Consider the following 10,296-nt stretch of genomic DNA (forward strand, 5'->3'; position numbering starts at 1 on the left):
CTATCCGTCTGCAAAAATATTGAGCATTTTTTCTTCTGAATTGGTAGTTTAACTAGGTAATGAGAGGAAATCAGCTAGCCGTATCACCTAAAATAATGGACCGCCTGGGGTCAAAGCTCACATTCTCAGGTTTTAAAGAATGGGGTATTAATTGACCATTGTCACCTGTGCCATAATTGAAAACGACGGCAAGATTCTTATTGCCAGGCGGGCGCTCGGGCAAAAGCTCGCCGGCAAGTGGGAGTTCCCTGGGGGGAAGGTTGAGGCTGGGGAATCGGCGGAGGAGTGCTTGAAAAGGGAACTGGCCGAGGAATTCAGCATCCAGGTCGAGGTGGGGGAATTCATCTGCTCCAATAAACACCATTACGATCATATCTTCATTGAACTCATTGCTTTCAGAACAAAATTTATTTCTGGTGATTTCAAATTGACTGACCACAATGAAATTCAGTGGGTCAAGCCTGCGGATTTACTGGATTACGATCTATCAGAAGCGGATATACTAATTGCACGGGAGGTAATGGACCATGCAAGGTACAATCCCAGGAGTTGAAGAAGGAAGGATATTTAAAGACCGAAAAGCGCTTCATGCGGCGAATGTTCACAGGGGATTGATGAAAGGAATCGCTCCTGGTGGATACTCCATTGTTCTTTCCGGTGGTTATGTGGATGATGAAGATCTTGGGGATACTATTATTTATACTGGGGAAGGCGGACGGGATGCCAACACTGGCCGTCAAATTGCTGACCAACAATTGACTGGTGGTAATCTCAATCTTGCTAATAACTTTCGGGAAGGTATTCCGATTAGGGTTAATCGTGGGTATCAGGCAGATTCCGACTACGCTCCTCCAAAAGGCTACAAATACGGGGGGTTATATCGCATTGAAGCCTGTTGGCACGAAAGAGGGCGAGACGGTTTTGTAGTTTGGAGATACAGGCTAGTTAAGATCACCGCCAGCGACGTGTTGAGCAGCCAGGCCAGCGGCGCACAACCTCCCTACGGACAAACCCAACCGAAAAGAACGAGTATTTACACAACCAGAATTATACGTAATTCTGAGACTGGGAACAGCATAAAGGCGCTTTACAACCATACCTGCCAAATTAGCGGGACCAGGCTCCAAACCCCCACGGGACCCTATGCTGAGTCATGTCACATTAAACCTCTTGGTCGTCCCCACAGTGGACCAGACACGGTGAATAATATTCTCTGCCTTTCACCCAATATTCATGTTCTATTCGATTTTGGCGCTATAGCTATTAGCGATGACTTGAGAATTTTAGGGATGGATTCGCAGTTCACTGTCCGTCCTGAACATCACTTATCCGAGGAAAGCATAGTTTATCATCGGGAACATATATTTAAGGCAATTTAATATGAAAATCCTCCATATTTCTGACCCCCATGGTGAGAATAAATCGCTGAATAAAATTGATGCCACAGAGGTGGTCTGGCCAGCGACAATTACACTTCCCTACTGACGACAATTACATTTCCCTACTAACCGGTGTTATTGAATGACCGGGGTCAGGCCGGGGATTGGGCATCCTTTGGACTCCGACTGGGTATTCCGACGCAAACTGACCACCCATTCCAATCCAAACTGACCACTTTTTCCGTAGTCGTCGGAACAGGGTGTCGATTTCGTGCGGTCGTCTGGGGTCGGACCAAGTAAAGTGCACTTCCTTTACGAGAAATGCATGAAACCATCGCCCTTCCCGAAATTGAGGGCGGTTTTTGATCCGTGGTCAACATAAAGGACCAAAAATCTGAGAATGTGAGGTCCGGCTCCAGGAAATACACAACGAGGGGCTGGTGGGCCGCGCGGTGGCAGGTGCGCGGGATCGTTTCGTCATCGCCACAAAGTTCGGTATCCTCCGGGGGGAGGACAAAAGTTTCCAGGGCATCAGCGGAAGACCGGAATATGTCCGTGCGGCATGTGAGGGCAGCCTGAGGCGACTGGGGATGGAGCACATCGACCTTTATTACCAGCACCGGGTAGACCCGGAAGTCCCCATCGAGGACACGGTCGGTGCCAGCGAGGAAGGGGATGTGCGCCTCGCGCGCTTTCCCAGGTTCCGGGAAAAGGCAAATTTCCAGCGTAACCTTGGACTTCTGGAGGGGCTCAGGGATCTCGCATCCCGAAAGGGGTTCACCCCCGCCCAGCTGGCGTTGGCCTGGGTCATGGCTCAGGGGGCGGATATTGTCCCCATACCGGGCGCGGCCGCAGGGACGCGTTACGACGAACGGGGGATGAGCATGGTTGAGGAAAGCTGAATAATAACCGGGACTACCAGTCATGCGTTACGGCTTTTTAAATCCGGGCCCCGCGCTGGATCGTCTCCAGGAACCTCGACCGGAGCAGATCGCTCATGAGGGCCGCCTTGACGGGCGGCAGTTTCAGGACGCCGCCCACCAGCCCCCGCATGAAGGCGTGGGTCATGTTCTCCGGCTCGGGGAACAGCTGGTTCTGAAGGGTCCCCCGCTCCAGTGACTGGAGAATGAGCCGCTGGAAAATATTCTCCGGATGAATGACGCGCTGGTCGCGTTTCACGAGCTTCATGGAGCCGGGTCTGCATTTAAGCGCACACACACCGCAGCCCAGACAGATGGACTCATCCACCATAGGATCGGCCTTCCTGCCTGAGTCGGGGACACCGTTTTCCACCATCTCGATGGCGTCGATGGTGCAGGCTTTTGCGCAGGCTCCGCAGCCGTTGCAGGTGTTTTTATCCCATCGGGCGATGAAGCTGGACGTCACGACGGTGTTTGGGTAGCCGTGCCTGCTGATCCCCCCGAGAGCCTGGCAGCAGCATCCGCAGCAGTGGCACATGAACTCACAGCCGTCCCGGACGTTGTCGGCGTTGATGACCAGCGCCATCTCCCTGGACTCGGCCAGGTTTTCCAGCATCTCGGTCCTGGAGACCTCCCCTGCCAGGTTGTGCCGGATCATGTAATCGGCCGATCTCCCGAGGGTGGAGCACTTGCCCGTGGGGACGTCACATTCCTTCTCTCCGCTGTGGTGCTTTTTGTGACGGCAGGAACACAGCCCCACGGCAAACCTGTCCGATTCCCCGATGATGGCCGCGGCCTTCTCGTAATCCAGGACCTCGACGCGCTCTGAATTTCTTATGGTGTCCTCCCAGGGCACCGTCCGCATCACCGAGACCTTCTCTCCCTTTGCGAAATTGGCCGCCCAGAAGATATCGTCCTTTTCCATGTACTCACTGAAAAGTCTGGAAATCCCGGCCATGTCGAGGTCCCCCCCTGTCCTCATCATGGTGAACTCGAAGATCCCGATGACCATGGGCGAGGGCATGTAGTAGCCCCTTCCCCTGATCTGGAGGTCGATGACCAGGCCTTTTTCGGCCAACGCCTCAAGGATGTTCCGCAGCCTGGTCCTGTCGTACCCGGTAGCCTGGACGATCTTCTCGAACCGGGACAGCCGGTACGGCATGCGGACGACGACGTCGGCCTCCTCCGCTGAGTAAAGCTCCCTGAGGATCTGGTGCAAGGTGTCATTCCACGGCGTCCTCACCGAGAGGCCGTCGATCTTCCTGCCCAGGTCCCTGTATATGTCCTTTCCGACCAGGTGTCCCATGGTCTACTCCTGCTATTCGTTAACTCCAGATTCCAAACCAATCGATATTCAAATGAGAATTATAGCATTTCAAACCGGGATTATCAGGAACACCGGAATTCCTACTTCGGCGGCGCAAACCAGGGCGGGAAGGTTTGCAAAACCTTCATGCTCTGATAATATATCCACGCGGGAGGGAAAAGAAAAATGAACCGTAGGGCCTTCGTTCAGCATCTGAAGAAGGAACTTCCGGCACTGGTGGCCGATGGGGTGATCGACGACGCATCGGCCGAGCGGCTCCGCGAACGCTACGGAACCGAAGCGTCAAGGGTCGGCCTGATGTCGGCCGCACTGAGCTCTTTAGGCGCGCTTTTAGTGGGCGGAGGTGTCATCTTGGTCATCGCCCACAACTGGAGCGAGTTCCCACGGGCCGCCCGGGCCGCTCTGTCCTTCCTGCCCCTTGCTTCCGCCATTGCCCTTACCGCCTTTGCCGTCTGGACGGGAAGGCGTTCTGCGGCCTGGCGGGAGGGGCTCGGCATCTTTTACACACTGTCCTCGGCTGCGTCCATCGCCCTGGTGAGCCAGACCTATAACATCCAGGGGAGCGGCGAGTCCTTCCTCTTCGCTTGGGCCCTGTTCGCCCTGCCGGTGGTCTACCTACTCGATTCGGCCGGCGCTTCCGTCGTATGGCTGGGGACCCTGTCAGCCTGGTTTGCCGTCCGCTTCTCGATGGCGGCGCCATGGGCGTGGTTCGCTTTTGCGGCGGCCTTCGTCCCCTGGCTGGGATGGCGCCTGTTGCGGTTTCTGGAACTCCCCTCGACGGCGCTCGCGGCCTGGGCGGGTTTCTTGTCACTTTTGATCGCGGCGGCGGCCCTGTTCCAGGGCCTCGGAGGGGTCTGGAGCCTCACCGGGCTGGCGGCTCTCCTCGCCGGGATGCACCTCACCGGGGAGGTCCTTTCAGGACACCTTGCTTCGTCCTGGAAGAATCCGGCCCTTGTCCTTGGCCGTTTCGGGTCCCTGGCCCTGCTGCTGACCATTACCTATCCCGACGTCTGGCGCTGGACCCTGCGTCATGGAGGGCACCGATTGGAGTGGGCCGCCATCGGATGGGTGTTCTTTGCCCTGTTCTCCGCCGGCTGGATGGCTGCCCTCTGGGTGGGGTGGACACGCCGCGCACGCCAGGGGTTCGTGCTCGGTGCCATGCCTCTGGCAATTCTGGCGATCGGGCAGGCGAGTTCCACCCTCGGGACGAAAGGGGCAGCCCTGGCCTTCGACCTGTACGGTCTTACGGTGGGAGCCTATTATCTGTGCCGTTCAACCGCCACGCGCAGCCTGGCCGACCTGAACCTGGGTATGGGGCTGATCGCTGTCCTTGCCATCCTGAGATTCTTCGACAGTAACATGGGAATCCTGGCCCGCGGCTTGACCTTCATCGCCATCGGCACCGCTTTTCTGGTGGTTAATCGCTTCCTCGCACGGCGGTGGGAAAGGGAGGCTGGGACGTGATCCGCTCGCGCTTGACTCTTGCCGCCCTCGCCGTTCTGGCCCTCCTGCAATTGGGGAGCCTCGGGTGGACCGTGACCCAGCGCGAACTGGCCCTTTCCCGCGGGGTGAGGTTCCTTTTCCAGGTCGCCCCGGTAGACCCATACGATGCCTTCCGTGGCCGATATGTGGCACTTGGGCAGGAAGACCTGGTGCACACTGTCGGAGCGCGCAGTGGGTTCAGGAAGGGTCAGAAAGTTTTCCTCTCGGTGATGGTTGACGGAGAAGGGTTTGCTCACATGAAGGATCCTGGCATCCGCCCGCCGGCGGGGAAAGAGGCCTGGGTCTCGGCCCGTGTCCGCAGCGTTAACGGGGACAAGCTCCGCATCCGTCCTCCCTTCTCTCGATTTTATATGGAGGAGAAGGTGGCACCGAGGGCGGAGAGGGCGGTGCGGCGAAACAGAGCCGCACCCCGAACATCAACCCGCCCGAGAGCCTGGATCGCAGTGCGCATCCGAGGAGGGATCGGCGTTATCGAAGACCTGTTTGTGGATGGCAAACCGATTTCAGAGTACCTGGAGGAAGGGAAAAACCCGTGATCGCGTGGAGCGCAATGGAGTTGTATTCGTAGGGAGGACGACCCCGCGAAGTTCCCACGTGAATGTTGATGACTTCGCAAAAAGTCATCAACTTTGCACTTTGCTAAAACAATGTGCTTTCCTCTGTGGCTCAAGTGAGTCACGTTAAAGCGTGACGAACGGGTGGCGAGATAAAGTAGTTTCACTTCCAGGTACTCATTTTCAGGATGATCCAAATATGGAAGACCGGGCAAAAGCTTTGCCAAAAGAGAGATGGAAGGTATTATTAGCTTGCTTTGGGTATGGCTATTGTCAAATTCCCGGCCCCATGACCCTACAAAGGGTCGTCTGGGGCCGGACCTCACATTCTCAGGTTTTTCCTCCCTGGCCTTCCTTTTGCCTGTCCTTTGACCATTGGAAACAAGACAAGGGGCAAGCCCGGGCAAACCCGTGGGACCGGACTAGGCAAAGTGCACTAGTGCACCAGTGCACCTGTGCACTTGCTATTGTGCACCAGTACACTTCCTTTACGAGAAATGCATGAAACCATCGCCTTTCCCGAAATTGAGGGCGGTTTTTGGTCCGTGGTCAACATAAAGAACCAAAAACCTGAGGATCTGAGGTGCGACCCCAGGGAACCACCTGTCTAACCAGCGGGGTCCACCTCCGGCATTATGCCTGGAGCAGGCGCCGTTGGAGCAGTGCCTGCATATCCCGACGCCCGTCGGCGATCACCAGAATGTAGACGTTCTCGGCCATGACCCGGTAAATGATGCGGTAAGGCTTGAAGAAGATTTCGCGGTACTCACGAAGTCCGATGGCAAGCAATTCTTTCGGGTGGGCTCCGCGCTGTGGATTTTCGGAAAGGCTGTTGAAGGATTTATTGATCTGTTCGAGAACGTGGGCCGCCTTTCCAGGTACGTCATGCAGTTCGATGTAATCGTACAGATCTTCCAGGTCACGAATCGCGTCGTCAGTCAGGAATACTCTGAACGGCATCAGCGGGTCTTCCTCCGGTCACGAAGTTTTTGAATGACATCGGCTGCCGGTTGAACCTTGCCTTCTTCAACCTGACGGGTGCCGAGTGCCAGAATTTTCAGCAGCGCCATGGTCTCCTGCGTTTGCTCGTAACTTGCGATGTCCTGCATGACCACCTTGGCTTCGCCGTTCTGAGTGATGACCAGGGGCTCCCCCTGTTCCCACAGGCTGCGCACGATCTCTGCGGCATGTGCCTTGAGATAGCTGATCGGCTTTATTTGGCTGGATAGTTTCATAATTCACCTCCTTCAGATATATGACTAAATATAGTCCTTAAACAGGTCAACTGTCAAGGGTAATGGCTTTTTACGAAGTCATCAAAAATTGAAGACCAAGGACAAACTCATGGAGTCGGACCAGGTAAAGTGCACTTCCTTTACGAGAAATGCATGAAACCATCGCCCTTCCCGAAATTGAGGGCGGTTTTTGGTCCATGGTCAACATAAAGAACCAAAAACCTGAGGATCTGAGGTGCGACCCCAGGGATCATGATCTTGCAAAAGGTTAAAATAAGGGTTTTTCAGTCGCGGAGACGGATGACGTAGACATTTCCATCCGTGAAGAACGGGTCCCCGTCGAAGTTTCTGCCCATGCCGCGGTCTGTGAAGGGTTCCTTGCTCCAGGATGCTACCTGACCTGCTGCCAGCAGGTCCCGGAACAGGAAGTCCCTCTCGGTGTCTATGTCAGGTCCGATGATGTGGGTGATGAGCCACTTTATCCCGGTGTCGAGGCTCGCCGTCCCGAAAAAAATACGCCTGCCGTCGGGGTCCACGTAGCGGGTCATCCAGAACCTGGCGTGGTGGCGCTGCCTTAAGCCCGCCCCGGGCACCGGCTTCTGGAAGCCGAAGTCATGGGGTTTTCCGCTCCAGAAGTATGGGGTCATGGGGGCGGAGGTGTCACTGATGTTGAAAAACGCGGCCCTTCCTGCCAGGACCAACGAGTTTATCCCTTCGGGCATGGCCCGGTACCACCCGGACAGTGAGAACGCTTTGATCAGCCTGTTCTTGTTCCGGGCCAGGATAATAAAGCTGATGGGTTCCTGGTGTGCCCCGGTGACGGTCTCTGTATACCTTGGCACTTTATCCTGTTCAATGGTGTCCAGGATGTTGCCTTCCACCACCACCCTGGGGAGGTCAGGCGGGCGGACCTTTGGCGGATGGTAGAGAAAGCCGGAGACGCCGTAATAAGCAGCAAGGAGGAGAATACCGCCAATGAATGCGGGCCGGAAGAGTTTCTGCCGTACCCCCGCGGAGCCGCCCCTTCCCTTCCATCTGTTTTCCAGGACCCCGGCAACGCTCACGCCGATGATCAGCCACATGGCTCCCAGCAGGTAGCCGCTCCACACATCGCTCAGGTAGTGGAGCCCCAGGTAGATCCTCGAAAAGCCGATCGCCAGGATGGCGGTCATTCCCAGGGATGACAGGAGGATCTTACGCCGCCAGCTCCAGGACGAGCACCACAGCAGGTAGATCAGGTACCCATAAAGCCCCACGGCGATGGAGGCGTGACCGCTGGGAAAGGAATAGCTAGTCTCCAGGTACTCGGCCACGGAAGGAGGTGGACGGTGAAAGGCCAGCTTGCCGAGCTGTGTGAAGAGCACGGAGCCCGACACGGACAGCCAGAGTCCGGCGGCGTGACCATTTCTGGCCTGGAGCAGGAGCAACGCCGTCGCTGTCAGGATCACCCCGGCTGCGATCTGCCAGTTCCCGAGAAGGGTTACCCATAGCAGGATGGCTGTCAGGTGCGGGTTCCGGAAGGAGTAGAGAAGATTGGCGATCCGAACGTCCGCGGCCAGGATGACGCCCTTTGTGACGAAATCCTCGATCGACCCCATGAAAAGGAGAAAAACGTAAAGGAACGCCAGGATAAGGATAGTCATCGACCAGCCGTGGAGATCCTCACGGCTGAACCTTCTCCTCAGAAAGCCGACCAGGGACGGGTGTTTGTCAATCAGGCTCCTGACGTCGGGATTGGAGCTTACGGCCTGCTTTATTGAGCCGAGGACTGAGCGAAGGAAAGACCATAGCGGTTCACCCTTGCGGAAGACCAGCCAGGTGAAAAGGGTGAAAAGGCCGAAAATCGCCAGAGCAAGCGAAGCGAGGATCCCCCCGGCCAGCATCCAGGCACTCGCTGTTACGGACATGCCCGTAATCCCCCGGTGGCGAGAACCGGGCCTGCCTGCAGGGAGCGCGGCATCGCCTTCCGTTCAGATTCTGAAACAGGTCCCCTTCTCATAGCCGTGCTCCTGTCACTCTCAAGCTGGTCCTTGAAGCGGGGGGATAGTGGACTCCTTAAATGGGACAATCTACTAAAGTGTAACAGACTTGTTCCGAAAGGGGGTAGAGATGAAGAGGGGCCCCTCCGTGTGGGACTGGTTTTGGGGATAGACTTTCTCATGGCCATAGCCTACTTCATTCACTGATAAGTCCTGACCCCCCTTCGTCCCACCATATAAGATCGGCCATAAAACAGTGCATATATGAGCATAAAAAATCTTTAAAGCTTCTATCTATCGTAAAACACTGGAAAATTTCCATCATCATATGCTTTGTAAGCCAGACAAAATATCGGCCAAATATGGACATATCTTCTGGTGTCTGGTATGTTTCCCTCATCCAATTGGAATTTCGGAGATAACGATATGGCACAAAATGGGATTCCTTACACCAGACCTTCCCAGATGGAGCCCATGCTCCCGCCGGATTCCCGCGGAGAACTGCGAGACCTTGCAATCGAGGTAATCCGTCGTTCAGCAGCGCTGGGCGCTTCTGTTCACCGCGAAACCGCCAAGGGCGTTGCGGAGCTGATGCGCTCCACTAACAGCTGCTACTCAAATCTGATCGAAGACCACAACACTCACCCGGTGGATATGGAAAAAGCCCTGGCGAAAGATTATTCCAAAGACCCTGCAAGGCGCGCGTTTCAGATGAAGAGCGCCGCGCACGTCGAGGTCCAGAGGTTGACTGAGCGGCTCATCGAGAGGGAACCTGAGACCGACATCTGTTCGAGGGAATTTCTCTGTCTGATTCATAAGCAGTTCTACAACCACCTGCCTGAAGAATTTAAAGAGATCAAGGCGCCCGATGGGGCAGCACGCATCGTTAAGCCCGGAAACCTGCGAGGTGATGAGGAGGAGGTGGAAAGGCCTCCCGCTGCCTCTTCGTTGGCGCTCTTTCTTGACCATTTCTCAGAAGCCTACAATCCTAATGGCCTGGATAGCGTAAACAAGGTGATAGCAGCTGCGGCCTCCCACCACAGGCTGGTCTGGATTCATCCCTTTCTGGAAGGAAACGGGAGAGTCGCCAGGATCTTCACCCACACCTACCTCATTAAGGCTGGTATCGATGGGCATGGGATGTGGGCTGTTTCGAGGGGCCTGGCCCGCCACCGGGAGGATTATCTCGCCGCCCTGGCTGAAGCGGATGAGCAGCGCCGCGGAGGCCTGGGCGGCAGGGGCAACCTTTCAGAGCAGGGCCTTGTTCTTTTCTGCAGGTTCTTCCTCAAAACAACGCTGGATCAGATAGATTTTATGCGGAACCTGCTGGACCTCGATGGGATGCAGAAAAGGATAGGAGCTTACGCACAGCAGCAGGCCCTGATGGATGAATTGCCCA

10 protein-coding genes are annotated in these 10,296 nt (G+C 55.8%); 6 read left to right on the forward strand and 4 right to left on the reverse strand.

What is annotated here, in order from left to right; translation table 11 throughout:
- The first annotated feature begins 151 nt into the window (after positions 1-151).
- The 3 genes from GXP52_10140 to GXP52_10150 all read left to right on the forward strand — a co-directional run bounded on the left by GXP52_10140 (position 152) and on the right by GXP52_10150 (position 2,281).
- Positions 152-553 carry a (deoxy)nucleoside triphosphate pyrophosphohydrolase gene (locus tag GXP52_10140; protein ID NOY87642.1) on the forward strand — a complete coding sequence of 134 codons (402 nt, stop codon included), beginning with the start codon at positions 152-154 and terminating at the stop codon, positions 551-553.
- Positions 528-1,379 (forward strand): HNH endonuclease, encoded by an 852-nt coding sequence (locus GXP52_10145; GenBank protein NOY87643.1) that lies wholly within the window; start codon positions 528-530, stop codon positions 1,377-1,379. The genes GXP52_10140 and GXP52_10145 overlap by 26 nt, the downstream gene beginning before the upstream one ends.
- Before the next feature lie 422 nt (positions 1,380-1,801).
- The gene (locus GXP52_10150) at positions 1,802-2,281 is read left to right on the forward strand and encodes an aldo/keto reductase (GenBank protein ID NOY87644.1); all 480 of its coding nucleotides are present in this window, start codon (positions 1,802-1,804) and stop codon (positions 2,279-2,281) included.
- A gap of 37 nt (positions 2,282-2,318) precedes the next feature.
- Here the strand turns inward: GXP52_10150 and GXP52_10155 are convergent, their stop codons facing one another.
- The gene (locus GXP52_10155; GenBank protein ID NOY87645.1) at positions 2,319-3,605 is read right to left on the reverse strand and encodes a 4Fe-4S dicluster domain-containing protein; all 1,287 of its coding nucleotides are present in this window, start codon (positions 3,603-3,605) and stop codon (positions 2,319-2,321) included.
- 186 nt (positions 3,606-3,791) lie between these two features.
- Here GXP52_10155 and GXP52_10160 point away from each other — a divergent pair, with 186 nt between their 5' ends.
- Both GXP52_10160 and GXP52_10165 read left to right on the forward strand, forming a co-directional pair.
- Positions 3,792-5,090, forward strand: coding sequence for a DUF2157 domain-containing protein (locus GXP52_10160; GenBank protein NOY87646.1), 1,299 nt, complete (start codon positions 3,792-3,794; stop codon positions 5,088-5,090).
- Positions 5,087-5,665 (forward strand): GDYXXLXY domain-containing protein, encoded by a 579-nt coding sequence (locus tag GXP52_10165; GenBank protein ID NOY87647.1) that lies wholly within the window; start codon positions 5,087-5,089, stop codon positions 5,663-5,665. Before GXP52_10160 ends, GXP52_10165 begins: the two co-directional genes overlap by 4 nt.
- A gap of 651 nt (positions 5,666-6,316) precedes the next feature.
- Here GXP52_10165 and GXP52_10170 read toward each other — a convergent pair.
- From GXP52_10170 to GXP52_10180, 3 genes are all read right to left on the reverse strand, one after another.
- Positions 6,317-6,643: a type II toxin-antitoxin system RelE/ParE family toxin gene (locus GXP52_10170; protein NOY87648.1), complete on the reverse strand. Its 327-nt coding sequence runs from the start codon at positions 6,641-6,643 to the stop codon at positions 6,317-6,319.
- A complete protein-coding gene (locus GXP52_10175) occupies positions 6,643-6,918 on the reverse strand; it encodes a type II toxin-antitoxin system Phd/YefM family antitoxin (protein ID NOY87649.1) in 276 nt (91 codons plus the stop codon). Before GXP52_10175 ends, GXP52_10170 begins: the two co-directional genes overlap by 1 nt.
- A gap of 284 nt (positions 6,919-7,202) precedes the next feature.
- Positions 7,203-8,825, reverse strand: coding sequence for a phosphatase PAP2 family protein (locus GXP52_10180; protein NOY87650.1), 1,623 nt, complete (start codon positions 8,823-8,825; stop codon positions 7,203-7,205).
- 498 nt (positions 8,826-9,323) lie between these two features.
- Between GXP52_10180 and GXP52_10185 the strand changes: the two genes are divergently transcribed.
- On the forward strand, positions 9,324-10,296 hold a 973-nt coding region (locus GXP52_10185; protein ID NOY87651.1), incomplete at its 3' end, for a Fic family protein.

Source organism: Deltaproteobacteria bacterium, from assembly GCA_013151915.1.
Lineage (GTDB): Bacteria > BMS3Abin14 > BMS3Abin14 > BMS3Abin14 > BMS3Abin14 > BMS3ABIN14.

Excerpts from the sequence above, each read along its gene's own strand:
- GXP52_10145 (NOY87643.1), top strand. The coding sequence starts at position 528 with ATGCAAGGTACAATCCCAGGAGTTGAAGAAGGAAGGATATTTAAAGAC.
- GXP52_10155 (NOY87645.1), bottom strand. The coding sequence starts at position 3,605 with ATGGGACACCTGGTCGGAAAGGACATATACAGGGACCTGGGCAGGAAG.
- GXP52_10160 (NOY87646.1), top strand. The coding sequence starts at position 3,792 with ATGAACCGTAGGGCCTTCGTTCAGCATCTGAAGAAGGAACTTCCGGCA.
- GXP52_10170 (NOY87648.1), bottom strand. The coding sequence starts at position 6,643 with ATGCCGTTCAGAGTATTCCTGACTGACGACGCGATTCGTGACCTGGAA.
- GXP52_10175 (NOY87649.1), bottom strand. The coding sequence starts at position 6,918 with ATGAAACTATCCAGCCAAATAAAGCCGATCAGCTATCTCAAGGCACAT.
- GXP52_10180 (NOY87650.1), bottom strand. The coding sequence starts at position 8,825 with ATGTCCGTAACAGCGAGTGCCTGGATGCTGGCCGGGGGGATCCTCGCT.